Annotated in this window: 21 protein-coding genes, 1 tRNA gene and 1 pseudogene; 14 read left to right on the plus strand and 9 right to left on the minus strand. The window is 62.9% G+C overall.

The window, feature by feature from the left end; genetic code table 11:
• Positions 1-8: 8 nt before the first annotated feature.
• Complete coding sequence (gene miaA, locus VF629_RS15975) at positions 9-923, minus strand: tRNA (adenosine(37)-N6)-dimethylallyltransferase MiaA (protein WP_331059490.1); 915 nt, start codon at positions 921-923, stop codon at positions 9-11.
• 248 nt (positions 924-1,171) lie between these two features.
• Positions 1,172-2,848, minus strand: coding sequence for an amidase (locus VF629_RS15980; protein ID WP_331059491.1), 1,677 nt, complete (start codon positions 2,846-2,848; stop codon positions 1,172-1,174).
• Between the two features lie 374 nt (positions 2,849-3,222).
• Between VF629_RS15980 and VF629_RS15985 the strand changes: the two genes are divergently transcribed.
• On the plus strand, positions 3,223-4,179 hold the full coding sequence (locus tag VF629_RS15985; protein WP_331059492.1) for a DUF2268 domain-containing putative Zn-dependent protease: 957 nt from the start codon (positions 3,223-3,225) through the stop codon (positions 4,177-4,179).
• 246 nt (positions 4,180-4,425) lie between these two features.
• Here the strand turns inward: VF629_RS15985 and VF629_RS15990 are convergent, their stop codons facing one another.
• Complete coding sequence (locus VF629_RS15990) at positions 4,426-5,580, minus strand: glycosyltransferase (RefSeq protein WP_331059493.1); 1,155 nt, start codon at positions 5,578-5,580, stop codon at positions 4,426-4,428.
• Positions 5,581-5,706: 126 nt separating this feature from the next.
• Here VF629_RS15990 and VF629_RS15995 point away from each other — a divergent pair, with 126 nt between their 5' ends.
• The 5 genes from VF629_RS15995 (at position 5,707) to VF629_RS16015 (ending at position 12,744) form a co-directional block, all read left to right on the plus strand.
• Positions 5,707-9,348: a PAS domain S-box protein gene (locus VF629_RS15995; RefSeq protein ID WP_331059494.1), complete on the plus strand. Its 3,642-nt coding sequence runs from the start codon at positions 5,707-5,709 to the stop codon at positions 9,346-9,348.
• A gap of 65 nt (positions 9,349-9,413) precedes the next feature.
• Entirely contained in the window at positions 9,414-9,800 is a 387-nt protein-coding gene (locus VF629_RS16000; RefSeq protein WP_331059495.1) for a response regulator, read from the plus strand.
• Between the two features lie 94 nt (positions 9,801-9,894).
• Entirely contained in the window at positions 9,895-10,662 is a 768-nt protein-coding gene (locus VF629_RS16005) for an MBL fold metallo-hydrolase (protein WP_331059510.1), read from the plus strand.
• Positions 10,662-11,177, plus strand: coding sequence for a hypothetical protein (locus VF629_RS16010; protein ID WP_331059496.1), 516 nt, complete (start codon positions 10,662-10,664; stop codon positions 11,175-11,177). Before VF629_RS16005 ends, VF629_RS16010 begins: the two co-directional genes overlap by 1 nt.
• A gap of 13 nt (positions 11,178-11,190) precedes the next feature.
• Complete coding sequence (locus tag VF629_RS16015; protein WP_331059497.1) at positions 11,191-12,744, plus strand: NFACT RNA binding domain-containing protein; 1,554 nt, start codon at positions 11,191-11,193, stop codon at positions 12,742-12,744.
• Between the two features lie 64 nt (positions 12,745-12,808).
• Here VF629_RS16015 and VF629_RS16020 read toward each other — a convergent pair.
• Positions 12,809-12,890: transfer RNA gene (locus VF629_RS16020), tRNA-Leu, on the minus strand.
• Between the two features lie 169 nt (positions 12,891-13,059).
• Positions 13,060-13,764, minus strand: a complete 705-nt coding sequence (locus VF629_RS16025) for a DNA starvation/stationary phase protection protein (RefSeq protein ID WP_331059498.1) — start codon at positions 13,762-13,764, stop codon at positions 13,060-13,062.
• A gap of 116 nt (positions 13,765-13,880) precedes the next feature.
• Between VF629_RS16025 and VF629_RS16030 the strand changes: the two genes are divergently transcribed.
• Together VF629_RS16030 and VF629_RS16035 are read left to right on the plus strand one after the other, a co-directional pair.
• Positions 13,881-14,606 (plus strand): VIT1/CCC1 transporter family protein, encoded by a 726-nt coding sequence (locus VF629_RS16030; RefSeq protein WP_331059499.1) that lies wholly within the window; start codon positions 13,881-13,883, stop codon positions 14,604-14,606.
• A 167-nt stretch (positions 14,607-14,773) separates the two neighbouring features.
• Positions 14,774-15,604: pseudogene (locus tag VF629_RS16035) on the plus strand (polyphosphate kinase 2 family protein).
• Between the two features lie 207 nt (positions 15,605-15,811).
• Here VF629_RS16035 and VF629_RS16040 read toward each other — a convergent pair.
• On the minus strand, positions 15,812-17,614 hold the full coding sequence (locus VF629_RS16040) for an ABC transporter ATP-binding protein (protein WP_331059500.1): 1,803 nt from the start codon (positions 17,612-17,614) through the stop codon (positions 15,812-15,814).
• Between the two features lie 250 nt (positions 17,615-17,864).
• On the opposite strand from VF629_RS16040, the gene VF629_RS16045 reads away from it, so the two are divergent.
• Both VF629_RS16045 and VF629_RS16050 read left to right on the plus strand, forming a co-directional pair.
• Positions 17,865-18,068 (plus strand): hypothetical protein, encoded by a 204-nt coding sequence (locus tag VF629_RS16045; protein WP_331059501.1) that lies wholly within the window; start codon positions 17,865-17,867, stop codon positions 18,066-18,068.
• 23 nt (positions 18,069-18,091) lie between these two features.
• Positions 18,092-19,012 carry a hypothetical protein gene (locus VF629_RS16050; RefSeq protein WP_331059502.1) on the plus strand — a complete coding sequence of 307 codons (921 nt, stop codon included), beginning with the start codon at positions 18,092-18,094 and terminating at the stop codon, positions 19,010-19,012.
• Between the two features lie 800 nt (positions 19,013-19,812).
• Here VF629_RS16050 and VF629_RS16055 read toward each other — a convergent pair.
• Complete coding sequence (locus tag VF629_RS16055; RefSeq protein WP_331059503.1) at positions 19,813-20,181, minus strand: DoxX family protein; 369 nt, start codon at positions 20,179-20,181, stop codon at positions 19,813-19,815.
• 470 nt (positions 20,182-20,651) lie between these two features.
• Between VF629_RS16055 and VF629_RS16060 the strand changes: the two genes are divergently transcribed.
• Positions 20,652-21,014, plus strand: coding sequence for a hypothetical protein (locus VF629_RS16060; RefSeq protein WP_331059504.1), 363 nt, complete (start codon positions 20,652-20,654; stop codon positions 21,012-21,014).
• A gap of 84 nt (positions 21,015-21,098) precedes the next feature.
• On the plus strand, positions 21,099-21,365 hold the full coding sequence (locus VF629_RS16065; protein ID WP_331059505.1) for an antitoxin VbhA family protein: 267 nt from the start codon (positions 21,099-21,101) through the stop codon (positions 21,363-21,365).
• Positions 21,366-21,510: 145 nt separating this feature from the next.
• On the opposite strand, the gene VF629_RS16070 is transcribed toward VF629_RS16065, so the two are convergent.
• A complete protein-coding gene (locus VF629_RS16070; protein ID WP_331059506.1) occupies positions 21,511-22,533 on the minus strand; it encodes a chemotaxis protein CheB in 1,023 nt (340 codons plus the stop codon).
• A 182-nt stretch (positions 22,534-22,715) separates the two neighbouring features.
• Between VF629_RS16070 and VF629_RS16075 the strand changes: the two genes are divergently transcribed.
• Positions 22,716-25,760 carry a CheR family methyltransferase gene (locus VF629_RS16075; protein ID WP_331059507.1) on the plus strand — a complete coding sequence of 1,015 codons (3,045 nt, stop codon included), beginning with the start codon at positions 22,716-22,718 and terminating at the stop codon, positions 25,758-25,760.
• Positions 25,761-25,771: 11 nt separating this feature from the next.
• Here VF629_RS16075 and VF629_RS16080 read toward each other — a convergent pair whose 3' ends face one another.
• Positions 25,772-26,011 carry a hypothetical protein gene (locus tag VF629_RS16080; RefSeq protein ID WP_331059508.1) on the minus strand — a complete coding sequence of 80 codons (240 nt, stop codon included), beginning with the start codon at positions 26,009-26,011 and terminating at the stop codon, positions 25,772-25,774.
• Between the two features lie 264 nt (positions 26,012-26,275).
• Between VF629_RS16080 and VF629_RS16085 the strand changes: the two genes are divergently transcribed.
• A complete protein-coding gene (locus VF629_RS16085) occupies positions 26,276-26,671 on the plus strand; it encodes an endonuclease domain-containing protein (RefSeq protein ID WP_331059509.1) in 396 nt (131 codons plus the stop codon).
• Positions 26,672-26,801 lie beyond the last annotated feature (130 nt).

Genomic DNA, 26,801 nt, shown 5'->3' on the forward strand with positions numbered 1-26,801 from the left:
ATACCCTCTTACCCTAATTCCACCCACTGATAGCCTGGGTCCCGGCGCAACCACGTGAGCTGGCGCTTGGCGTAGCGGCGGGTGTTGCGCTGGAGCAGGCGCACGGCTTCGGCCCAGTCGTATTCGCCGTCGAGGTAGCCGAAAATCTCCTGGTAGCCCACCGTCTGCAAGGCGTGGTGGTGGCGGTAGGGGAGCACGCGGCGCACTTCTTCGAGCAGCCCCGCGGCCAGCATGTGTTCCACGCGCAGGTTGATGCGCTGGTACAGCGCCTCCCGCTCGCGGGTAAGGGCCACTTTCACGTTGCGGAACAGCGGGTTCTCGGGCGGCGGGCCGTCGCTGTGGAAGCTGGAAAACGGCCGGCCCGTGGCGCGGGTGATTTCCAGGGCCCGCACCACGCGCTGCGGATTTTGCTGGTCGATGCGGGCGTGGGCCACGGGGTCGGTTTCGGCCAGCTCGGCCACGAGGTGGGACAGGCCGTGGGCCGCTAATTCGGTGTGCAGCTGGGCGCGCACTTCGGGCGGCACGCTGGGCAACTCGTCCAGTCCATCGGTCACGGCCTGCACGTAGAGGCCCGAGCCGCCGGTGAGAATGACCAACCGATGTTGCTGAAATAGCTCCCTGAGCACCGCCAGGCAGTCGGTGGCAAAGCGGCCCGCGCTGTAATCCTCCGCGATGCTGTGGCTGTCGATGAAATGGTGCGGCACGCCCTGCATTTCCTCGGGCGTGGGTTTGGCCGTGCCTATGCTCAGCTCGCGGAAAAACTGACGGGAGTCGGCCGACACAATCTCAGTGTGAAATTGCCGGGCCAGCTGCACGCACAGGGCGGTTTTGCCCACGGCCGTAGGCCCGGCCACGGTAAGCAGCACCGGCCGCGGGTCGGCAGCAGTAGGCGTTAGCTGGGCAAGGATGTTATCGGGAAGCAAGAGGGATGCTGCGCTTAAGGAAGAAGGAAATAAAGAGGAATGGTCATTGCGAGGCCGCAGGCCGCGGCAATCCGTCCTCTCAGTGCGACTACCCTTGAGACGTGAAAAGCCCTACCGGGTACGACCCCGGTATTGTGCAGTGCTAGGGCTTTTTTGTTGGGTTTATCACAATCGATGGCTGGCCGCTGAGACCAGGACGGATTGCCGCGGCCTGCGGCCTCGCAATGACCATTCCTCTTCATACCTCATTATAAGTTAGGGTGTTTCTCATCAAACTCGGTGGCGTCCTGGTAGGCTTTGGCCAGGGCCAGGAGCTTGCCTTCTTCGTACAGTTGGCCCATGAAGGTGATGGTGCTAGGCAGGCCCGCGGCCGTGAAGCCATTGGGCAAGGCGATAGCGGGATGACCGGTGAGGTTGGTGAGCGTGAGGTTGGCGCTGAACGACGGCGCGATGTAGAGGTCGAGACCTTTCAGCTTTTCGTCCATCTGCTCGATGAGCAGGCTGCGCACCCGCTGGGCCTGGATATATTCCACGGCCGGAATGAACCGCGACGAGCGGAAGGTATTGGGCCAGGCAAAGCGGTTTTGCAGCACCATTTGGGCGTCTTTGCCCGAGCGGGTAAGGTCGTCGAACGCCGCCGCACCCTCGGCCGTGAGCACGAAGCGCAACGTGCCCGGCGCAATGGGTGGCAGTTCGATAGGCACCAGTTCCACGCCCAGCTTGCGCAGCGCATCCAGGCTGGCTTGGTCGTTGGCTTTGGTGGGGTAGTTTTGGTCGAAAGCGGCCTTGAGGTAGCCCACGCGCAGCTTCTTCAAGTTGGTGTCGAAGGCGTAGCGGAAGGTGGTGGGCGCCTGCAGCGTGGCGGGGTCGCGCGGGTCGGGCCCGGCGGCGGTGAGGGCGGCCAGCACAATGGCGCAGTCCTCAGCCGAGCGGGTGAGGGGACCGGCTTTGTCCATGGTCCAACTCAGGGCCATGGCGCCGGCGCGGCTCACGCGGCCGTAGGTGGGCCGCAGGCCCGTGACGCCACACGCCGTGCTCGGGCTCACGATGGAGCCCAACGTCTCGGTGCCAATGGCAAACGGCACCAGCCCCGCCGCCACCGCCGAAGCCGAGCCCGCCGACGAGCCACTGGAGCCCTTGCTGACGTCCCAGAGCGTGCGGGTTTTCTCGCCAAACCACACGTCGCCCTGCGCCAGCTCGCCCAGCGTGAGCTTGGCCACGAGCACGGCCCCCGCCTCGCGCAGGCGCTCCACCACGGCGGCGTCTTCGTCCAGCGTCTGGTCTTTGTAAGGCACCGAGCCCCAGGTGGTTTTGTAGCCCTTGGCGGTGAACAAGTCCTTCACCCCAAACGGAATGCCGTGCAGCGGCCCGCGATACTTGCCGGCCCGGATTTCCTGGTCGGCCTGGCGGGCCTGCTTCAGCGCCAGCTCCTCGGTGAGGCTGATGACGCAGTGCAGCTTGGGGTCGTATTTCTTAAGGCGCGCCAAGCTGAAAAGGGTGAGCTCTTCGGAGGAAAGTTGCTTGGTGCGCAGCAGCTCGCCCAGCTGCCGCACGGTGTAAAAAGCCAGTTCATCGCGGTTGGCGGGCAGCTTCACTTTGGGGGTCTGGGGCAGCTTGCCGGCATCGTTTTTGGCCGCGGTCAACTGGCTTTGCCGCAGGCGCAAGGGCCGTGGGTCGAATACCACCGACGGCGCCACACTGTTGGGCAGCGGAATCTTGCGCAGCGCCTCGTAGCTGTCGCGGTAGCCGGTCAGGTTGCGGCGCGTCGAGTCGAGCTGGGCGTCGGGAAAGCTCAGTCCCATGAGTTGCTGGGCCGCCCGCAGCATGGGGACGGTGATTTCGTCCGGAGCGGCGGGGCGGGCGACGAAGGCGCCGGCGGCGAAGCAAGCACTGCCGAGCAGCAGGGCGGGTAGGAGTTTTTTCATGCAGAAACGCCCGTGGGGCCGGGAGAGGATAAAAGTCGTAATCCGTTCGAGCCGATACAAGGTCAACAGGTGACCAGCTGACGAATAAAACCACCTGGGACGACGGTCAGACACGGCGGCGCCATGTCAGGTTTTTCGAATCCGCGCTTTGGTTAAAACTAGTTAACGTTTGCCGCGGGCAAGTTGTAAGAAGCTTTGTAATGTGTTCGGGACAGAGTTTCCAATCTGCAAGACGGTCATCAGGCTAGATGGCTTGCCAGCAGAGATAACTAGGATGATGGAGCGGTTCTCTCCCGGGGCTCGTTTGAGTTTGTACTACTTCTTCAGGGCGTGAAAATAGGGTGAAATCGTCTTCTTCTTCGGTTCTTTGCGCCATGCGAAGCTCATTCCTACTCCTTTTAGGGGGCGTGCTCTTGCTCGGCACCGTCTACTGCACCAGCACGCGCCCGCAAGAACGCGTCGAAAACAGCCCGTTCGTGACGACGGATGTGGACCGGTTCTGGGCGGCGTACCCGGCCGCGTTGCGCGATACGGCGCACGCCGACCGCATTTTCCAGGAGCAGTATTTCACCCCCGGCTCGCCGGGCCTGCAAGCCTACTTTACGCACAAATACAAGGGCGATGCCCGTCGGTTTGCCCGGAATATTCTGCGGCGGCCCCGCTATTACGCCTCGGCCCAGGAGACGATGCTCTCCGCAGCGGACCAGAAGCCCCAAATCCGGGCGGCGTTGCGCCGGCTCCAACAACTCTATCCTCCGGTGCGGTTTAATCCCATCTACTTCCTGGTCGGCGGTTTCGCCGGCAGCACCGCGCAGCCGGCGGGCTTGCTGCTCCAAGTGGAGGGTAACAACGGGCCCGGGGTGGATACGTCGGAGTTGTCGTTGGTGCAGCGCAACCGCAGCAGCCCGGTGACGCTGCTGCCCTCCTGGGTCACCCACGAGATGATTCACAACACGCAGCAGCCAATGGACGGCACGTTGCTCAGCGGGGTCATTCGGGAGGGCATGGCGGATTTTGTGGCCGAGCTGGTCACTGGCAAAAACCCGAACGCGCGCTTGCACGTCTACGGCAACGCCCACGAACGGGAGCTGTGGCAGGCCTTCCGGCCCGTCATGTTCGGCAACAACCCCCAACACTGGCTGGTGAACTCCCACGAGGAAACCCCCGAGAAGCCCTGTGACCTGGGCTATTACGTGGGCTACAAAATCTGCCAAGCCTATTACGATAAGGCCCCGGACAAGAAACAGGCGGTGGCCGAGATGCTGACAACCAAGGACTTCAAGGCCTTTCTGGCGCAGAGCGGGTACGAGGCAAAAATGAGCACGCCGTAGCGTCGTCTGGCCACGCCCAGTACCCGAGCAGTCGTCATCTAGGGGGCTTCTCAACGCGGGGCGACGAAGCGGTAAAATACTGCCTTTAGCCGGCTGAGGCCTTGGACATAGAACCTGCTTTTACTTCTGAGGTGTGCCCAACAAGGTTTTTATGTAAAGGGATTGTTGGAGTGGTCTGACAAAGGCGAACGAAGTGAAATTGGCTGGGTTTATCTTCAGCACTTCGGCAAATGAACGTGTCGGAACCTACCGCGGCAAAACCGCAGGCGCCTGCAACGGCACCACCGCACCCCACAACCCCAGCAACTCCCGCTCCTCGTGCTGCCAGCTAAGCTGGGGCGCGGCGCGGCGGCAGTTGGCGGCAAGGTAGTGGTAGCGGGCAGGCTCGTCGCGCAGCAGGCGGTTGAGGGCGGTGGCCAGCGTTTCGGGCCTCAGGTCGGCCACCAGTTCGGCCACGTCAAACTCGTCGTTGAGGGCGCGGTATTCGGGAAAGTCGATGAGCACCTGCGGGATGCCGGCGTGCACGTAGTCGAAGAACTTGTTGGCCAGTGAGTAATAGTAGCTCAGGCCGATGTTTTCGAGCAGCATGATGCCCACGGCGGCTTGCCGCGTGACGTCGCGCAGCGCCTCGGGCAGCACAAAGCCCCGAAATTCAACCTTGCCCGATGCCAGCAAGCCCAGCTTGTCGGCCCGCTCGCGCAGGGCGGCCGAGAGGTCGCCTTCGCCGCAAATGACCAGCCGGCCCGCCACCGCCGGCATGGCGTCGAGCAGGCTTTCCAGCCCGCGGCCCATGTTCAGGGCGCCTTGGTACAGGATGTAGCCACCGGATGCGGCGCTGGGTGATGCCGGCGCGGCCGAAGCGGTTTCCAGGCGGCTCACGTTGCGCACCACCGCAAAGGGCCGGCCGTGGCGTTGCGCAAACACCCGCGCCAGCGCCGGCCCTACGGTGTAGGCCAGGCGGGCGCGCGGCACGATGAAGTTCTCCACCCAGCGCCACACGCGCTGCACAGCGGGCCGGGCCACCACTTCGGGCACTTCCGTGAACAGCTCATGGGCATCGTACGCAAACGGTTGGCCGCCGAGGCGGGCGCGCAGCCACACCGGCAGCGCGGTGTCGAGGTCGCAGGCGCACCACGCCGCGGCGCGCTGGCCCAGTAGGTAAAAAAACAGCCGAAGGTTGTATTCCAAGTAAAACAGCTTGCCGCGTTGGAACCAGCCGCGCAGGCGGTGCTGGGCGTAAGGCTGGGGCGTGAGCGGGGGCGATGCCGGACGCTGCCAGCCCACCAGCTGCACCCGGTAGCCGGCCGCGGCCAGGCTCCCACAAATGCGCTGCATCCGCTGGTCGAAGCACAAATCGGTGGTGACGGCGAACAGCAGCCGGGGGGCGGAGGGAGGCGACAAGGGGCGGCAAACAGCCCGCGGCGAAACGGAGCAGTAAAATTTTATGTTGGGCCAAAATTACGCCGTGCCCTCACAGGGCAATGGTTATCTTAGCGCGAATTATTAACAGGTAGTACGCCTCATTCTATGGCTTCCTTTTCGGCTGCTTCTTCCACCCGTCCCGTTGCTCCGCCGCTGGCCACGCTGCTCGACCAACTCGGCCAGGCCTACGTGCTGCTCGATACGCAAGGAATCCTCATGGACGTCAACGAGGCGTTTTTGGCCATGACGGGGTACACGCGCAAGCAGGTGATTGGGCAGCGCCACTACGAGCTGCTGACGCCCCCCGGCGAACGCGCCACCCAGCGCCGCGAGTTTCTGGAGAGCGTGGCCCACGAAAACCTGGCCGCTACCTATACCCGCACCCTGCTCACCAAAAGCGGCTACCCGCGCCAGATAAGCTGGCGCGCGGGCTTCACGCGCGACATCGCAGGCACCATCACGGGCGTGTGGATGGCGGGCGTGGAGGCCGACGAGCGCCAGCTTACCAACCCGGCCCTGGCCGGCGACAGCACCCACCTGCAGGACTTCCTCGACAACGCCCAGGACTTGGTGCAGCACCTCAGCGCCGACAACGGTTTCCTGTTTGTGAACAAGGCCTGGAAGGAAAAGCTGGGCTACACCGACGCCGAGCTGGCCGACCGCACCCTGGCCGACGTGGTGCACCCCTACTACAAGGCCAAGCTCCTCTACCAGCTGCGCAACCTCTACGACGGCGAGCCCGTGAACAAGGTCGAAACCGTGTTCCTGACCAGCACGGGCAAGCCGGTGCACCTCATCGGGAGCATGAGCGTGGTGCGCGACGAGGGCCAGCCCGTGAGCAGCCGCGCCATTCTGCACGACATCACCGACCGCATCAAGGCCGAGCGCCTGCAAAAGGTCTACTACAGCATTGCCAATTTGGCCATTTCGGCCAAGGACTTGCCGAGCCTCTACGGGGCCATTCACCGCGAGCTGAGCAAGATTATTGAAACCAGCAACCTGTTCATTGCCCTCTGCGACGACGCGCGCACCAAGCTGCAGTTTGCCTACCACGTCGACCAGCACCCCTCGCACCGGCCGCAGGGCATCCTGCCGTTTGCCTCGGGCGTGTCGGAGTACATTATTGCCGGCGGGCAGCCGCGCTACCTCACCCACACCGACTTTCAGCAGCTCATTCGCAGCGGCACGGTCACGGCCCAGGGCCTGGTGCCCGAGGTAATGCTGGCCTCGCCGCTGAGCATCGGCGACCGCATCATTGGCGTGCTGGCCGTGCAGGACTACGGCCGAGTCGACGCCTACACGCCCGGCGACCTCGACGTGCTGCACTTCATCTCAAACCAGGTTGCCCTGGCCATTGAGCGCAAGCGCAACGAAGAGCAAATCGGCAAGCAAACCGCCCGCCTCAACGCCATTTTCGAAAGCGGCTCGCACGTGATGTGGACGGTGGACACCCGCGCCCACCTCATGAACTATAACCGCAACTACGCGGCCCTGTTCCTGCGGCGCAATGGCACCTACCCCGTGCGCGGCCTCGACCTGTGGGAGTCTGACTTGAGCCGCATGCCCGAAATAGAGCGCGACACCTTTGTGCGCTACTACGAGGCCGCCGCCAAGGGGCAGGCCCAACGCTTCGAGATGCGTCTGCAAGATTCCCGCGGCGCCGAAGTGTGGACAGACATTTATCTGAATCCCATTTACCTGGGCGACGGCTCGTTCGAGGAAATCTCGGCTATTGCCCACGACATTACCGAGCAGAAGCGGGCCCAGCTCGCCCTTGAAGCCCAAGAAGAGAAGTTCCGCTCCATTTTCGAGTCGTTCCAGGACATTTATTACCGCACCGATTCCGAAGGCATCCTCGTCATTGTGAGTCCCTCGGTGCGCGACGTGCTGGGCTACGAGCCCGAGGAAGTCATCGGCAAGCCGGTGATGAACTACTACGTTGATGCGAACGACCAATTCAAGGTAGGGGCCGAGATTGAGCGTAACAACGGGCTGCGCAACTTCGAAACCCAGATGTGGCACAAGGAGGGCTACCCCGTGAGCGTCCTGGTGAACGCGCGGCTGGTGAGAGAAGGCGAAATGGGCACCGAAGGCATCGCCCGCGACGTCACGGAAATCCAGCAAATGCAGGACGACCTGCGCCAAGCCAAAGACGCCGCCGAAGCTGCCCTGGAGGCCAAGACTCAGTTCCTGGCCAACATGAGCCACGAACTTCGCACGCCCATGAACGGCATCATCGGCATGATTGACCTGCTCGACCAGACCGTGGAAACCGACGAGCAGCTCGACTACGTGGACACCCTGCGCAAGAGCTCCGACGCCCTGCTCACCATCCTCAACGACATCCTGGATTTGTCGAAGATTCAGGCCGGCAAGCTTCAGATTCGTGAGGCCGGCGTGGAGCTGCAGGCCGTGATGGAGCGCATTCGCTCGCTGTTCATCTACCGCGCCGAGCAGAAGCACATTCGCTTTACCTACCACATCACGCCGCACACCCCGCGCTTCGTGATGACCGACGAGGTGCGCCTGCTCCAAATACTGTCGAACCTGGTGGCCAACGCCATCAAGTTCACCAACGAGGGCACGGTGGGCATCGTGGTGAGCAGCGTGAGCACCGACGGCGAGCTGCACACCTTGCGTTTTGCCGTGCAGGACTCCGGCATCGGCATTTCGAGCGACAACGCCAACCTGCTCTTTACCAATTTCACCCAGCTCGACACCACGCCCAGCAAGGCCTACGGCGGCACGGGCTTGGGCCTGAGCATCAGCCGGCAGCTGGCCGAGCTGCTGGGCGGCGAAATCGGGGTGCTGTCGGACGAAGGCGAAGGCAGCGTGTTCTGGTTCACCATCAGCGCCCGCGAGGCCCAAATGGAAGACCTGCCCGCCGTGGCGCCGGTGCGCGAAGCGGTGTTCCAGCCGTTCACGGCGCCGCCGCGCGTGCTGCTGGTCGATGACAACGCCATCAACCAGAAGGTGGGCCTGCGCTTGCTCAACAAGCTGGGCTGCGAGGTCGACGTGGCCAGCAGCGGCCGCGAAGCCATTCAGATGGCTACTGGTTCCAGCGTGGCCTACGACATCATCTTCATGGACATTCAGATGCCCGAGATGGATGGCGTGGCCGCAACGGCTGAAATCCGCCGCCTGCTGGGCGCCTACTGCCCGCCCGTGGTGGCCATGACGGCCTACTCCATGCAGGAAGACGCCAACCGCTTCATGCGCCAGGGCCTCGACGACTACGTGGGCAAGCCCGTGAAAAGCCGCCACCTCTACGAAGTGCTGCACCGCTGGCTGCGCCCGCGTACGGCCCGCCCGGCCGCGCCCGAGGTCGAGCCCGTGGTGGCGGAAACGCCGGCCCTCCCGGTGCCGGCCGAGCACGTGGCCAGCGAGCCCACGCTCGACGACGCCATCCTGCGCCAGCTGGTGGAATTGGGCGGCCCGGAATTCACGTCCGACCTCTACCAGGAGTTTGAGCAGGAGGCCGGCGACCTGCTGCGCGATGCCGCTCCGGTGGCCGCTTCCGCCAACTTTAAAGAGCTGCTGCCCATGCTGCACCAGCTCAAGGGCACGGCCGCCACGCTCGGCGGCGTGGCCTTGGCGGCCCAGGCTCGCCACCTCGAACACCAGTTCAAAGGCGGACGAATGGAAGAGGGCGCGGCGGGATTTCAACTTCTGGAACATTACTTTGCACAGTTCGTTGCCGAATATCCCGGTGCCGTTGAGCGAGCAACCAATGCTTCGGCCGTGTAGGCCAACGCCAAAGCCCTTTCTTTCTGTTACATCTACCTGTGAACCCAACCCAACCCCCCACGCTCATGTCCACCGATACGCAAGCTAAAACCATTCTGATTGCTGAGGACAGCTCGGTAATTCTCAATTTGACCCGTAAAATCCTTGAACTGCAGAAGTACAAAATTGTCTTGGCCAAGAACGGCGGCGAAGTGCTGAAACAATTGGAGAGTACCCCCGTCGACTGCGTATTGATGGACATCAACATTCCCGTGAAGGACGGCATGCAGTGCACCCGCGAAATCCGCGCCCACGCCGACCCCGCCATCAACAAATTGCCCATCATCGCCATCACTGGCAACGCCAACAACTACTCGATGGACCAGTTCCGCGAGGCCGGCGTGACCGATTACCTGCCCAAACCCCTCGACTTCGACGCCCTGGTGCGCGTGGTAAAGCAGTACGTGGGGTAAGCCAATGTGCTAATTTTTGAATGTGCTGATGTGCTGATTCCTGGAAATGTTCCGGCGGTATAATCAGCACATCAGCACATTTATGAATCAGCAAATTCAAGTAACGTTCCTGGGTACGGGCACTTCTTCCGGGGTGCCGATGATAGGCTGCACCTGCGCCGTGTGCCGCTCGCTCGACCACCGCGACCAGCGGTTGCGGGTGTCGGTGCACGTGGCCGTGGGCGGGCGCAGCTTCGTCATTGATTCCGGGCCCGATTTCCGCCAGCAGATGCTCCGGGCCCGCGTCACCCACCTCGACGGGCTGCTGTTCACGCACGAACACAAGGACCACACCGCGGGCCTCGACGACATTCGGGCTTTCAACTTCCGGCAGCAAATCGACATGCCGGTGTATGGCGAGCCCCGCGTGCTGCACCAGCTCCAGCAAGAGTTTGCCTACATTTTTGCCGAGCACAAGTACCCCGGCGTGCCCCGGGTAATACTGCACCCCATCGAGCGCGACGACGAACCCTTCGACGCCCTGGGCGTGGCCGTGCAGCCCCTGCGGGCCATGCACCACCGGCTGCCCGTGCTGGGCTTTCGCATCGGCGGCTTCTGCTACCTCACCGACGCCAACCACATTGGCCCCGAAACCCGCGCCCTGCTGCGCGACGCCGACGTGATTGTGCTCAATGCCTTGCGGCGCGAAGAGCACATTTCGCATTTCACCCTGGCTCAAGCGGTGGCCGTGCTGGAAGAAGCCCAACCCAAGCGGGCCTACCTCACGCACATCAGCCACCAGTTGGGTCTGCACCGCGAAGTAGAGGCCGAACTGCCGCCCTGGATTCGGCTGGCGTATGACGGGCTGCGGGTGGAAGTGTGATGCATCGTTTCCCTTTTCTTTATTTCGAGAAGCTCTACCACTCACCAGTATCGCAGGCGGAGGTCTTGCACCGTGTGCAAGGCACTGTTCTTGAACCTCTTTCAAGATGGCAGGCAATATGGAGCCAAAGGCCTAAAGAACCTTATTACGGACGCGTAGATGCTTACAACGGAGTGTTTGATATTACGGGGTCTATTAATCGGCGGAACGATTTATTCCCGGCGGTTGAAGGCTTCACGGAAGCGTGCCCGCCTGCTGGCGGTGGTTCGTTCGTCCGATTGCGAATGACATTGCCCGAGCGAACCAAATACTTTGCATTTGTCTGGTTTTCGTTTATCGGTGCTTTTTGTGTCGCTTGCATTGTTGCACTGCTACTCGGGTCTGCTACCTGGGGTGCTCTCGTGCCTTTGGGAATGTTTGGCGCGGCGCAGCTTTCTTTCTGGCTGGAGGTATGGAGCATTGAACGCCGGTACTCCGATTTGCTAGAGCTGGTGGAAATTTCCGAAACCCCTTAAATCTTCGGTGTATATGCACACCAATTACTATTTCCTGCGCCAGCTGGCTCCTGCGCTCACCGAGCGGCTCCGGGGCTACCGCGTAGCTGTGTGTTTCTCGCAGGAAAAAGACGAGCTAGTAGTAGGGCTCACCGATGGCACCAAGGAATTCTGGCTGAAAGCGCAGCTGGGGGCCACCTTTCCGGCGCTGGCCTTGCCCGAAACCTTTCAACGGGCCCGTGCCAATTCGGTGGACTTGTTCCCGGACATGCTGGGCAAGCAGGTGGAAAGCGTGGCGGCATGGCCCCAGGACCGGGTGCTGCAAATCAACTTTCGCAGCGGGGCCCGGCTAGTATTCAAACTCTACGGGCCGCGCCCCAATGCCATTTTTCGGCCCGCACCCGACGCATTGGCTCAGCTCTTCCAGCAAAAACTGCTGGCCGATGCCGACCTGGAACCGCAGACGGCGGCAGCCCAGCCAATCGCCGGCAAGCTCCCACCGCCACTGGCCGACTTGCCCCTGCGCTACCTGCGCGAGCACGGCTACGACCCCGCCCCGCCGGAAACCAAAACCCGGCTGGTGAACCAAGTGCTGGCCCAACTCGAAAAGCCCGCGAACTACTACATCATCCAATTTGAAGGCCGCACCCGCCTGAGCCTGCTGCCGCTGGGCGAAGTGCTCGAAACGCTGCCCGGCGACGACCCCATTGGCGCCCTGCGCCGCTTTGTGCCCATGGCGCTGGGCCGCCGCGCGCTGGAGATGGAAACCAGGCAGCTGCGCCAGCTGCTGGAGCGCCGCGCCGACGAGGCCAGCACCGCCGCGGCCCACGCCCGCCAGCGCCTGCACGCCCTGGCCCACGAGGCCGGCTACCGCCACACCGCCGACCTCATCATGGCGCACCTGCACAACATCCCGGCTGGCGCCGCCCAGGTAGAAGTCCTGGACTTCTACACCAATGAGCCCAGGCTCATCAAGCTCAAGCCCACCGAAAAACCCCAACGCACCGCCGAAAACCTGTACCGCAAGGGCAAAAACCAGCAAATCGAGGAGCGCCAGCTCAGCGAGCGCATTGCCCGCCGCGAGACCGAGGCCCTGACGGCGCTGGAGCGACTGGAGGAAATGGACACCCTGCCTGCATTAGCCGAGTTGCGCGGCCTGCGCAACTGGCGCAAACAGCACGGCCTTGACCCAACCCCCACCGCGAGCAAAGCGGCCACGGAGCTGCCATTCAAGGTTTTTGAAGACCGGGGCTTCACCATTCTGGTGGGCCGTAATGCCGTGAACAATGACTTGCTCACCCAGAAATACGCCCACAAAGACGACCTGTGGCTGCACGCCAAGGACGTGACGGGCTCGCACGTGGTCATTCGCCACAAGGCTGGGCAGCCGGTGCCCGAACCCGTGGTGGAGCACGCCGCCATGCTGGCCGGCTGGTACTCGCGCCGCCAGCACGACTCGCTGTGCCCCGTGACGGTGACGCCCAAAAAATTCGTGCGCAAGCCCAAGGGCGCCCTGCCGGGCCAGGTGGTAGTAGAGCGGGAGCGGGTGGTGCTGGTGAAGCCCGGCAACCCGTTTGAGCGCGAATAGGCTGCGGTGCCGGACTGCTACAAAGCAAAAAAGCCCGCTAGAAGCGGGCTTTTAAGTTTTTGCGTGCGCGCGGGGAGATTCGAACTCCCACACCCGAAGGCACCACCCCCTCAAGATGGCGTGTCTACCAGTTTCACCACGTGCGCAAAAGGCAACTAAACCTGGGTAATTCGGCCGAAGCCGGCGTCGCTGAGGCGGCGAAGCGGGTGCAAAGATAGCCGGCCGCCTGCGCACCCACAACCTAAGGCCCGCAATTTTCATAAAAAAGGCCGCTCACGGTGAGGTGAGCGGCCTTTTTTGGTAACCTAAACCGGACTATTGGGCCTGAGTAAGAGGCGAGTCGACCACGTGCTCGGCCACGAACCACACTTGCATTTCGTTGGTGCGCACGAGCTGGCTTACGATGAGGTCGTTGGTGCCGTCGTCGCCGGCTTCATCGGCTTTGTCGGCGTAATCGTGGCAGTTTTTGAGGATGCGCTGGTGGCCGTCGAGCAGGCGCGATACCTGGATGGGCGCCTCTTCGCGGTCGCGGGGTACGCGCGGAATGCTGGACAGCTCGGCCACGTCGTGGGCCATGGCCACGGCCACGCCGCCCAGAATCTGGATGCGCTCGGCAATAGCATCCACTAGCACCGACTGCTCTTCGTAGTGCTTATCGAAGAGCAAGTGCAACTGGTAGAAAGTGGGCCCCACCACCTGCCAGTGGTGTTTTTTGTACATGTCGCGCAGCGTGATGGTGTCGGCCAGCAGCTGGTTGAGCATTTCTACGCTGGAGCGGCGGGTGTCCTCGCTCAGGCCGATGGGCAGGCGCTGGCTCACGGTGCCGTAGCGCTGGGTGGGGGAGGGGGCGTTCTGCTGCTGGTTCAGGCGGGGCTGAATGTCGACGGCGGCGTTGCTGCCTGCGCCCAGGCCCGTGTTGGCGCTGGTGACGGGTACAAGCGCTGACTTTTTAGCCGCGGGTGCGGCGGCTTTCTTAGGAGCAGCTTTCTTGGCAGCAGGTGCTTTGGCGGGAGAGGCCATAATTCTGAAATCGAGTGAGGTGAAAGAAACAGCCGAAACAATACGGAGGCGAAAAATCTATTCTAGCGTACGTAAAGCACTACGCTGAGTTAGTTTTTCTTTCCGGATTTTACGCCATGAACGACCCCGCCGTTACCGAACCCGCCTTTGTGCTGCACCCCGAGCACCACCTCAGCAGCTCGGCCATGCTACAAGACGTCGTCATTGGCTTGTCGGATGGCCTCACGGTGCCGTTTGCGCTGGCGGCGGGGCTGAGCGGGGCGGTGGCCTCGTCGGGCCTGGTGATAACGGCCGGGCTGGCCGAAATCGTGGCCGGCAGCATTGCCATGGGCCTGGGCGGCTACCTGGCGGGCCGCACCGAAGTGGAGCACTACGAGGCCGAAGAAGCCCGCGAGCGCCGCGAAGTGCGCGAGGTGCCCGACGTGGAACGGGCCGAGGTGGACGAGCTGCTGGCCGAAATGGGCCTTTCGGAAGCCACCCGCGCCGCCGCCGTGGCCGAGCTCACCGCCGACCCCGAGCAGTGGGTGCGCTTCATGATGAAATACGAGCTGGGGCTGGAGGAACCCGACCCCAAGCAGGCCCCCAAAAGCGCCTTCACCATCAGCTCGTCCTACGCCGTGGGCGGGCTCATTCCACTCAGCGCCTACTTCTTCACGAATACGCCAGTTGAGGGGCTGGCGTGGTCGGCAGCCATCACGCTGGTGTGCCTGCTGGTGTTTGGCTATTTCAAAAGCCGCATGACGGGGCAGCCGCCGGTGGCCGGCGCCCTCAAAATGGCGGTGGTGGGTGCGCTAGCGGCAGGCGCGGCGTTCGGCGTGGCGCGGCTGGTGGGCGGCGGGTGAGCGGGCTGCTGTCCGCTACGGTCCGCAGAAACGAGTACCCCGAAATTTTATTTCGGCTCGCGTTGAACGGAGCTTGTTCTCACGGGCCGAATTGAAAATTCGGGGTACTCGTTCTCGGGCAATACTCTTGCGTACACAGCGATGAACTGCTCAGTCTCATCAAGCTTATGAAATTTAAACTGCCCAAAACGCCTGCGGTCTACGTCAAGAACAAGTCCTTTCGCCTGGCCCAGGTCGACCCCGAGGACATCACGCCTTTTGCCCACAAGCCAGACGAGAAGGAGGAAGCCAGCCCGCGATTGCAGAAGTTGCGCAAGCGCCTGAGCGAACTGCAGGAGTCGCTGTACGCTGAGCACACCCGCAGCCTGCTCATCGTGCTGCAAGCCATGGACACCGGCGGCAAAGACGGCGCTATTGAAAACCTGTTCACGGGCGTGAACCCGGTGGGCGTGCAGGTGGCCACGTTCAAGGCACCCACCAGCGAGGAGCTGAAGCACGACTTTCTGTGGCGCGTTCACGCCGAAACGCCCAAGCAGGGCCACATTGGCGTGTTCAACCGCTCGCACTACGAGGACGTGCTCATCACCCGCGTGCATGGTCTGATAGACAAGGAAACCTGCAAGCAGCGCTACGAGGACATCAACAACTTCGAGTAGTTGCTGCTGCGCAACGGCACGCGCATCCTCAAATTCTTCCTGCACATCTCCAAAGACGAACAGGCCCAGCGCCTGCAAGCGCGCCTCGACGACCCCGCCAAACACTGGAAATTTGACCCCAACGACCTAAAGGAGCGCGCTTATTGGGACGATTACCAGGAGGCCTACGAGGACGCCATGCGGCACTGCTCATCCGACGACGCGCCGTGGTTTGTCATCCCCGCCAACCACAAATGGGCCCGCGACCTCGCCATGACCGAAATCGTGGTGGCTGCGCTGGAAGACATGAACCCCAAGCCGCCCAAGGTTGACTTCGACGTGAAAGCGCAGGTGATTGAGTAGGCTGGGTACCAGAACAAAAACTCCCCTCCTCAGCTGAGGAGGGGATGTTGCCGCGCTTGCGGCAAGTGGGGTGGTTGGGTCGTTGAACGGCTCGCGTGAGGTTCGTTGGGTCGAAATCGTTCGGGTGTCGTGCAACGACTCAACCCCCCCGTCCAAACCTTCGGTTCGAACATCCCCTCCTTGGTAAGGAGGGGAGCTTTGTTCTCTCTACACCGCCACGGCTTCCGAGGCCGCGTTTTCCTTGCGCTCGCCGATTTGCTGGCGCCACATGGCGTAGTACAGGCCTTTTTGCTGCAGCAGCTCGGCGTGGCGGCCTTGCTCGGCAATGTGGCCGCGCTCGAGCACGAAGATGCGGTCGGCGTGCAGGATGGTGCTGAGGCGGTGGGCAATGAGGATGGTCATGTGCTGGCGCGAGCCGGACAGTTCCCGCACGGTCTTACCGATTTCTTCTTCGGTGAGCGAGTCCAGGGCCGACGTGGCTTCGTCGAACACCATGAGGGTGGGCTTGCGGAGCAGGGCGCGGGCAATGCTGAGGCGCTGCTTTTCGCCGCCCGATACTTTCACGCCGCCCTCGCCGATGACGGAATCCAGGCCTTGCGGGGCACGGGCCAGCAGGGTGTCGGCGGCGGCTTGGCGCAGGGCCAGCAGGCATTCTTCGTCGGTTGCGTTGGGCGCCACAAAGCGCAGGTTTTCGCGGATGGTGCCGCTAAAAAGCTGCGTATCCTGGGTGACGAAGCCAATTTGTTCGCGCAGCTCGTCCAGGTCGATTTCCGAGCCGGGAATGCCGTTGTAGCGAATCTGGCCCGACAGGGGCGGGTAGAGGCCCACCAGCAACTTCACCAGCGTGGTTTTGCCAGAGCCCGAGGGGCCCACGAAGGCAATGGTTTCGCCCAGTTTGGTGGTGAAGCTGATGTTGGACAGCGCCGGGCCTTTGGCGGTGAGGTGCTTGAAGCTGACCTGGTCGAACGCCAGGTTGTCGATGTGGGCCACCGACTTGGGCTGGGCCGGTTTCACGTCCTTGGGCGTGTCGAGAATCTGCTGGAAGTTGCCCAGCGAAATCTCGGTTTCGCGGTAGATGCCGATGATGGCGCCCAGCTCCTGCAGCGGCCCAAAGATGGAGAACGAGTAGATAAAGAACGAGAAAAATTCACCTAGGCTAATGCGGTTCTGCACCAGCAGGTACAGCAACAGCAGCACGATGATGTTGCGCAGCAAGTTGACGAACGTGCCCTGCACAAAGCTCAGCGAGCGCAGGTAGCGCACTTTGCGCAGCTCCAGCTTCAGGATTTTGGTGGTGGTGGCGTTCAGGCGCTCGGTTTCCTGCTGGGCCAGGCCCAGGCTTTTGATGAGCTCGATGTTGCGCAGGCTCTCGGTGGTGGAGCCGGCCAGGGCCGTGGTCTCAGCCACAATGGTTTTCTGAATGACCTTGATGCGTTTGCTGAGGAAGTAGCTTAGAATGCCCAGCAGCGGAATGGTGAGGAAGTAGCCCAGGGCAATGGGCCAATACACCGTGATGGCATACCACATCACGAACACAATGCCCACCAGCGCCGTGAACAGCACGTTCACAAAGGCCTGAATGAGCTTCTCCACGTCGGTGCGCACCTTTTGCAGCTTGCCCAGGGTCTCGCCCGAGCGCTGGTCTTCGAACACTTGATAGGGCAGCTCCAGTGAGTGACGCAGGCCATCGGAATACATCTTGGCGCCCAGGCGCTGGGTGATAACGTTGACGTAGTAGTCCTGGAAGTTTTTGGCGATGCGTGACACCATGGCGGCGCCCAGCATGAGCCCGATATAAGGTATGGCTTCCCGGAAGAAAGGCCAGAACGGCACCACCCGTACCGACGCCGCCACGCTGGCTAGGCTGGCGCCTTTGGGCGTGAAGTGGTCGATGAGCTGGCGGAAGAAATACGGGTCGAGCAGCGAGAATACCTGGTTCACGGCGGCCAGCACGAGGGCGAGCGCCAGCAGCGGCCAGTAGTTGCGCAGGTAGCTATACAGAATTTTCATGTAACAAAGTAAACGCCCACGCTACAGGCGCGGGCAGTGAGTATCAACCCGGCTGTGGGCTAATGGTTCCGCCCCTGAGAGACGGATGAGGCGCGCGGTTGCTAGCGCATAATAGATGCGAGGCCGCCGCGCCTTGTAAAGCCTTCCACCAAAGTCTAAAGTTTCACTTGTTCGAAAGACCTGTCAACGTATGAAACGCACTACTTCTACTGGTTTAAAGTCGGCGGCAGCTATGCTTTTGGCGGTTGACTTGACTGCGCCGCTAGCGCACGCCGAAGGTTCCAAGAACCTAACACCGGGTACGGGCAACCGAGGCACGGCCACGGGGGTAAACAGTTTTGTGGGCTGCCTGCAGCACGACGACGGTGGCAACTCGGGCGAGTTTCTGAAGCCCGAAGCCAGCACGCTGGAGCGGCTGTATATTCACCTGGAACCCAATGAAACGCTGTATTAGGCGTTCGCCGGATAAACAGTGGCGTGACAAACACCCGCCTGCGGCTGCAGCTTAAACGCAACAACGGCAACCCCGCCAACACCACCACTACTTACTTGTTGGTCGATGGCGGGACGAATCCCAACAACGCCACGCTCGCTGCGGCTATTGGCCCCCGCTACCAAGGTGGCACCCCAGCCGGCGGCTACAACCCGCTGACCTACACCAATACCAGTGGCGCTGCTCAGGAAGTATGGATTGAGTTTGAGCAAGTGCAATTGACCGGCGGCGGAGGCAACCCGAACGTTATCAAAAGCAAGGCCTGGTACGACTGCTGGGACTTCACGGTGCGCAGCGCCACGGGCGAGAAGCCCGGCCGCCTGTATTCGTCGTCTTGGTCGTTTACGGGCGCCGGCTTCAACAATCAGTTTGCGACCACCTTCGCGCTGTACCCGCTGATTCCCGGCCCCAACTTCAACAACCAAAGCTTTTTCGTGAAGCAGGTGAGCTACGCGCGCATCAGACCGTTTGCCACCTTGCTTACGGCCAACAAGTTTGGCACCACCGTGGGCGGCACCGACTATAAGCTCAACCGCAAGAGCCAGCCGACCAGTGCGGCCACCCTGGGCTACGCCGAATACAAGATGTTCGTGAACGACCCGGACAACGCCATTTATCCGTCCACGACGCCGCCTAACTCGCCCACCATTACCACCACTTGCACGGGCACCGCGCCGAACCGGAGCACCGTTTTCAACCTGGCCATGGACCAGGCCGGATTTGGCCTCATTTTCATCGACGGCAACAACAACCAGACCTACGAAGCAGCTTTCGACCGCGTGCTCGAAAACCAAACCGTCGTTTCGACCACCGCCAACACCTTTGTGTGGTGTGGGACGGTACCACCGACACGGGCGCACGCGTGCCGGCCGGAACCATCAATCTGGTGTTCTTCAGCGGGGTAGGGCCGGTGAACTTCCCCCATGTACGACTGCGAAGCAGCCGATGCGGCCAGTATTTCGGTGCGTTCGATACGCCCCGGCAACAACAACGGATTCATCGACTTCCTGTTCTACGACGACACCAACCTGGACCCGGCTTTCTCGACGCCTAGCCGCAACCCCATCGGCAACAATACCGCCGCGGGAGCCCACAAGTGGGGCCAGGCCGGGGTGGAGACGGGCACCTTCTCAGGCGATACCAAAACCATCAATTCCTACGCCGTGGGCTTGCTGGCGCAGGGCCGGGTATTGAGTGTGGCTTACAACGGCAGCGGCTGCGTTCTGGTCGACCCCGTGGTACTCACGCAGCCGCTGCCCGTGGAGCTGACCTGGTTCGGGGCCGCCCTGCAAAAGGATGGCGTGCGCGTGAGCTGGGAAACGGCCACGGAGCGCAATTGCGACTACTTTGCCGTAGAGCGCAGCGCCGATGGCCGCGCCTTTGCGGAAATAACCCGGGTGGCCGGTAGCGGCACCACCAGCCAGCAGAAGCGCTACGTCACCCTCGACGCCGCGCCCCTGGCTGGCGTGTCGTACTACCGCCTGCGGCAAGTGGATGTCGACGGCACTGCGCATTACAGCCCGGTGGCCGTTGTGAACAACGCCGGCCGCGGGGTGGCCACGCTGTCTCCGAACCCAGCGACGACCGAGGTCAACATCCTCTTTGCCGAAGCCCTGACCGGCTCCGTCGATATTCAAATGACGGACGCGGCGGGCCGGGTGGTGTGGCGCGAGCACCGCGACCAGGCCGGCCCGGGCAGGCGGGCTCAGGCCAGCCGGGCCACGGGGCGGCGCAGCAGGTACACCACCACCAGCAAGGCCAGCAGCACCAGCGCCGGCACGCCTTTGGCAATGCCGCCGGGGATTTTAGTGGCGTGCACCCACACCGCGCCAATCATGATAATGATGAGGCCCAGCGCGGCCGGCCGCACCGTGCGCGGAATGAGCAAGCCGATGCCGCCCAGCAGTTCGGCCCCGCCAATGAGGTAGGCAAACCAGCCCGGGAAGCCCATGCTGCCAAACATTTTCACGGTGTCGGGGCCGTGGCTGAGCTTGTTGAAGCCCGACATGATGAAGGCCACGGCCAGCAAGGCTTGTAGAATCCAGGCGATGATGTTGCGTACGGAAGGGCTCATGGGGAGCGGGGGGAGAGGTGGAAAAAGCGGAGGTTGTGGCGTGCAAGGTAAGAAAACCCCGGAAACCCTCCGTTTTAATCTCAGCAGCGCAGAGAACAATCCCGCATAGGCTGAGTACTATTTCCGATGGGGCGTATCTTGGATTGCCCCTGCGGCCCTGCGCAGGGCACTATGTGAGCCGTGGGAGTTGTATTTGCCTGTGTGGCAGCGGCATGATGGCATTAAAGTATTCGGGCTTCACGGCCGTGCGGAACACGGAACCGGTGGGGAAAAATCGACCACACAAGCAATAAGTATCATTAATGTGAGTTCTATTTTCAGTATTTAACGGGGAAACAACCCGTAGTTCTATCGTAGGAGGGCAAAGTGGAGATTCCCAAATTTGTACTGAAGCACACGGCGTTCCGTTTGGCTGCTGGCAAATGCTTGTTGGACAGTAATAAAGGTGTAACCGATTTTTGTTATTTATTATGACCGTAGTCTACCACGAACAACTGCCCGAAAGCTATTTGCTGATTCTGGCTCCTGGGCGGGCCGACGAGCCAGAAGTGGCCCTGGCCCACTGGTTGAACTGTGCCCGGAGCAGCGGCAAGCCCGCCGTGTGGGTCGACTGCGGCATGCTCAACTCCCTGTCGGACGAGGCCGCCCAACTGCTGTGGGACTCCCACTACCGCCTGCAGGAAAAACACGCCCAGCTGGTGCTGGTGCACGTGCCCGAGCGCGTGCGAAAAGAACTGCTCGAGCGCGAGCTAGGCCCCGCCCCCTGCATTGTGCCCACGCTGCTCGACGCCGCCCGCCAAACCCACTGGAGCGACTGGAACATGGTGGCCTAGCCCCGCCCCAGCCCGCCCGGCTTGCTGGCCTGCAACCCCGGCCCTTGAAGTTGCCTCTATGCCCACGCCTCTCTCCCCATAGCTATGTCTACCTACTCCTTCGAGCCCATCCCGGAAGATTTGTCCCCGGACCAGCGCCTGCACTGGAAACGCCGCCAGCTCACGGCCCAAAACACGCTGGAAATCCAAGCCATGGCCGGCACCGTGGCCAATTCTGAAACCATCGACTGTTTCCGCCGCTACGTGCGCGGCGAAATCAGCCTGGGCCAAGCCATCGAGCAAGCCCGCCGGCAGCTGGCCCAGGAGCACGCCAGCTTCCGGCAGCACCTCAACCGCCGCAACATGATTTGAGCGAGTAAGCAGCCCGAGTGCCCCGACATTTCTTTCGGCTCGCGTTGAACCAGTCGCAGGCATTGGTTCTGTCGGGCCGAAATGAAATGTCGGGGCACTCGGGCGCAGCGGCGCAGACTTGCTCGGAAGCCGCCACCTCCCCGGGCTAGTCCTCGGTGTTGCGCACCGTGGAGCTGTTGCTGCCGCCGCCGTTCAGTAGGAACTCGCGCAGGCGGTTGATGTGCTTTTTCATCTCCTCAATTCGCTCTTCCTGCTGCACGGAGTAGGGGCCTTCGCCGCGCGCGGCCATGCTGCTGAGCAGGTTTTTGCGCTCTTCCATCATGCGCAGGGCCACCCACAGGGTTTCTTCGAGCGAGTGTTGGGCGCTGCGCAGCAGGGCGTCGGCCGTGAAGGCGTGGCCGGTGTGGCAGCGAAAGCGCAGCAGCTTGCCCTCGTTCACCTCGAACAGGCTGCCGCCGCAGTCGGGGCAGGTGAGGGGCACGGGGTGCGCAATACGGGTGACTTCTTCGGTGGTTCCCACAACTCTTTCCGCAATGGCGGCCTCCTGCTTTAAGTCTTCCGGAATGTCCATTTTTCGCTCGGGCAACGGCTTCCGAGTGATTTCTTCCAGCAAGGCGCCCATCTGGTCGAGCGGCACCACGTAGTCCACGTCCACGTTGCGCAGCGCGGTTTCGGGCATGCTGGGGTACTCGGCGTCGTGCGGGTCTTGCACCACGGCCACGCCGCCGCAGCGCTTAATGAATTCGAGGCCGGCCGTGCCGTCGTGCAGCATGCCGGTGAGCACCACGCCCACCGTGCGCGCGCCGTAGGCCACGGCCGCCGACCGAAACAGGGCGTCGGCGGCGGGCCGGAAGTGGTTTTCGCGCGGGCCCTTGGTCACGAGCAGGTAGGGCGCGCTGCCGTCTTTGGCCAGCAGGTGGCGGTCGGGCGGGGCCAGGTAAAGGGTGCCGCTTTCCAGCACGTCGCCGTCAGTGGGCAGGCGGCAGTGCAGCGGCGTGTGGCGGGCCAGGCGGGCAACGAGGTGCTGGCCGTCGGAGTCGGGCGCGAAGTGCTGGACCACCAACACGGCCGCGGGCAGCGTGGCGGGGAGCTGGGCAACGAGTTGCACCAGGGCCGGCATGCCGCCGGCAGAAGTGCCAATGACGATGAGGTGCGAGGGGGCGGACATTAAATGAAAGGAAGCGTTTTCTTTTCTACGCTAAATTAGGAAAGCCGGGCAAGCGCGGCGGGATTTTGCGGTAAATTTGTTTCGGGCGACTCGCTGGCCGTACGGCCTCCTGCTGGCGAATAAGGCAACGTTCGTTGTGCTCGTTGCCCGGTTTTGTCCTTCGCCCTGCCCTCACTCTCCTTATGACTCCCAACGACTTTTCGTCGCCCACCGACGAGCCGGCCATTGTGCTGACGCCGCCCGAAGAACTGCCCCGCGACGCCGACGAGCCGCTGACGCCGGCGCTGCTGCGCGAGGCCGGCCGGCCCGAAAATTCGTCGGCCGCCACGTTTCCGCTGGTGGGGCTGGGCGGGTCGGCGGGGTCGCTGTCGGCCTTCGAACGGTTTTTCCTCACCATGCCGCCCGACAGCGGCATGGCCTTCGTGGTGGTGACGCACCTGCTGCCCGACCAAGACTCGGAGCTGGCCCACGTGCTGCAGCAGTTCACCAAGATGCCGGTGCAGGAAGCCACCGACGGCCTGCGCGTGCACCCCAACCACGTGTACGTCATCCCGCCGAACCGCGACATGAGCATCCTGCACGGCACGCTGCTGCTGTTTGCGCCCACCCAGCCGCCGGGCCGCCGCCTGCCCATCGACTTCTTTTTTCAGAGCCTGGCCAAGGACGCGCGCGACCGCGCCGTGTGCATCATCTGCTCGGGGCTGGGCGCCGACGGCAGCCTGGGCCTGAAAATGGTGATGGAAAACTTCGGCATGGTGATGGTGCAGGACCCCGACACCGCCGAGTTTGACTCGATGCCGCGCGCCGCGCTGGCCACCGAGTTTGTGGACTACGTGCTGCCCGCCGAGCAGCTGCCCACCAAACTGGTGGAGTACGTGCGCCACCCCCACGCCCGCCCCCGCCGCGAGGAGCCCGAAAGCGCCGCCAAGCCCGCCCACGCCCTCCAAAAGATATTTCTGCTCATTCGGGCCCAAACCGGGCACGACTTCAGCTTCTACAAGCGCAACACCGTGTTTCGGCGCATCGAGCGCCGCATGAACTCGCACCAAATTCAGGAATTCACGCACTACGTGCGGTTTTTGCAGGAAAACCCGGCCGAAGTGGACGCCCTGTTCAAGGAGCTGCTGATTGGGGTGACCAAGTTTTTTCGCGACCGGGAGGCATTTGACCACCTCAAGGCGCGGATGCTGCCCCTCATGCGCCAGAAGCCCGCCGACAGCACCGTCCGGGTGTGGGCGCCGGGCAGCTCCACCGGCGAAGAGGCCTACAGCCTGGCCATGACCCTGCTCGAATGCCTCGACGGCGTGGAGCGCAGCAAGTACCTCAAGCTGCAGATTTTTGCCACCGACATCAACCCCGACGGCATCGAGTTTGCCCGCGCGGGGCTGTACCCGGCCAACATCGAGCCCGACGTGACGCCCGAGCGCCTGCGCCGCTTCTTCGTCAAGAGCGAGGAGGGCTACCGCGTGAAGAAAGACGTGCGCGACACGGTGGTGTTTGCCGTGCACGACCTGAACAAGGACGCGCCCTTCACCCGCCTCGACCTGCTGGTGTGCCGCAACCTGCTCATCTACCTGAGCGCCGAGCTGCAGCGCAACCTCATTCCCGTGTTTCACTACGCCCTCGTTCCCAACGGCCTGCTGTTTTTGGGGCCCAGCGAGAACCTCACCGGCTTTCAGGACCTGTTTCAGACCCTGGACGTGAAATGGAAGATTTCGCGCCGCACCGACACCCCGGCCTCGGTCACCCGCCTGGCCAGCTTTCCCTTCACCCTGGCCCGGCAGCACGCCTCGCCCGCCCCCGCCCCCGCTCCCGGCTCCATGACCCCCCATTCTTCCCGCAAAGAAAGTGCCTTTGCTGCCCTGGTGCAGCGCGTGCTGCTGCGCCAGTACACGCCGCCCGCCGTGGTCATCAACCCCAAGGGCGAAATCCTGTACGTGAACGGCCGCACCGGCCGCTACCTGGAGCCCGCCCCCGGCCTGGGCAGCATGAACGTGTTTGACATGGCCCGCGAAGAGCTGAACTACGAGCTGAGCCAGGCCGTGCACAAAGCCGCCACCACCCGCGAGGAAGTGGTGACCGACAACGTGAAGCTGCGCCTCGACGCCGGCGTGCAGCTGGTGCGCGTGACGGTGCGCGTGCTGGAGGAAAGCGAGCAGCTTTCGGGCCTGCTGCTGGTGGTGTTTGAAGAGCAGCCCACGCCCCGCAAGGTGCGCCTGGGCAAGGCCACCCTGGCCTCCGACGCCGGGGAAGGTGCCCAGATTCAGGCCCTGGAAAAGGAGCTGCAGTACACCAAGCACCGCCTCCAAACCACCATTGAGGAAATGGAGAGCAGCGTGGAGGAGCTGAAAAGCACCAACGAAGAGCTGCAAAGCGCCAACGAGGAGCTGCAAAGCACCAACGAGGAGGCCATGACCAACAAGGAGGAAATGCAGAGCCTGAATGAGGAGCTGATGACCCTGAACATGCAGTACCTCAGCAAAACCGAGGAGCTGGGCCAGGCCGCCAACGACATGAAGAACCTGCTCGACGCCACGGAAATTGCCACCATCTTCCTCGACAACGACATGGTGATAAAGCGCTTCACGCCGCCGGTGCACCGCATCATCTCGCTGATGCCCGCCGACGTGGGCCGCCCCATCACGCACTTTGCCAGCACGCTGCGTCACGAAACCATGGCCCAGGACGTGCAGCACGTGCTCGACCGCCTGGTGACCGTGGAGGCCAACATCCAAACCACCGGGGGCGAGTGGTACGCCATGCGCATCCTGCCCTACCGCACCCTCGACAACTACATCAGCGGGGCCGTCATCACCTTCACCGACATCACCGGCCTCAAGAACCTGGAAGCCGAGCTCGAAGCCAGCCGCCGCCTGGCCGAGTCCATTGTGGAAACCGTGCGCGAGCCCCTGCTCGTGCTCGACCGCCGGCTGCGGGTGGTGGCCATCAGCCGCGCGTTTGCCGTGACGTTTGGCCTCGACGCCGCCGCCGTGAAAGGCCAGGCCCTCGACGAGCTCGACGGCGGGCTGTGGCGCCAGCCGGACCTACGCCAGCAGCTCGACGGCCTGCTGGACAACGCCGGCGCGTCGTTCGACGACTTCCGCTTCGTGGCCGACTTTCCCGGCGGCCGGCGCGAGCTGCTCGTCTACGGCCGGTGCATCACCCGCGACGGCGAGGCCACCGGCCGCTTCCTGTTGGGCCTGCGCGACGCCACCGGGGCCAGCTAGGCCGGGCCGGCTTAGGCGCGGCCCTCGGCCTCGTCGAGGGCGCTGCGCACGTCGGCCCAGGTGATTTCGCCGGCTACGTAGCGGGCGTGGAGCTGCCGGCCGCAGGTAGCAACCTTGGTGCGCAGGCGCGGAAACACGACCAGCATTTGCCGGAACACGCGCTCGCGCTGCTGGGGTGTCTGGGCATAAGCGCCGAATCGGGGGTCGTAGGGCATGGCGGTGGTGCGGGCTTGGGGTGAAAAGCTCTGCAAATTTCGGAAGCAGGAAGACCGCAAGGAACCGGCCAAATACGGGTTTTGGGCGGGGTAGAAATACGGGTTTTGGGGGTGAGGTGCGTGCTGGTGGGGCCTCACCCTCCGCCCCCTCTCCGATGGAGAGGGGGAGCCGAACAATTCTTTTCTCCCCCCAACTTTGGATGCTGGTAACGGCCACTCCCGCCGCCGTTCCGCGCCCCGATAGAGGGGAACTGAAGGGAGGCCCTACCCGCCCCCTGTCTCCTGGCTACTTTCGCGCTCATGGACGAACTACCCGACCACGTTTTCACGGCCGACAAGCGCCTCTACGGCAAGCTTGGGTTGGGCCTGCGCGCCCGCGGCATGCGCCACGAGCCCACCGAAGCCGAAAATGCGCTTTGGCAGGCACTGCGCGGCGGCAGGGTGGGGGCCAAGTTCCGCCGCCAACACCCTATCCACCGCTACATCGTGGACTTTGTCTGCATCGGGGCCAAGCTGGTGGTAGAAGCCGACGGTGGCGCCCACCTCGACCCCGAGCAGCGCGACTACGACGCCGGCCGCTCGGCCTTGCTGGCGGAAATGGGCTTTCGGGTGCTGCGCTTTGCCAACGAGCGGGTGCTGGGGGAGCTGGATGCGGTAGTGGAGGAGATACAAGCGGCGTTGAAAGACAGGCGTTGAAAGACAGGTGACGGGGGCGCGCCAGGCGGGGCCTCAGCGTGCTGGTGGGGGCCTCACCCCCCCGGCCCCCTCTCCGATGGAGAGGGGGAGCCAAGCGACGCCCCTACATTCGCGTCACCAAAAACCAAAG

This window comes from Hymenobacter sp. (assembly GCF_036388155.1).
Taxonomy (GTDB): domain Bacteria; phylum Bacteroidota; class Bacteroidia; order Cytophagales; family Hymenobacteraceae; genus Hymenobacter.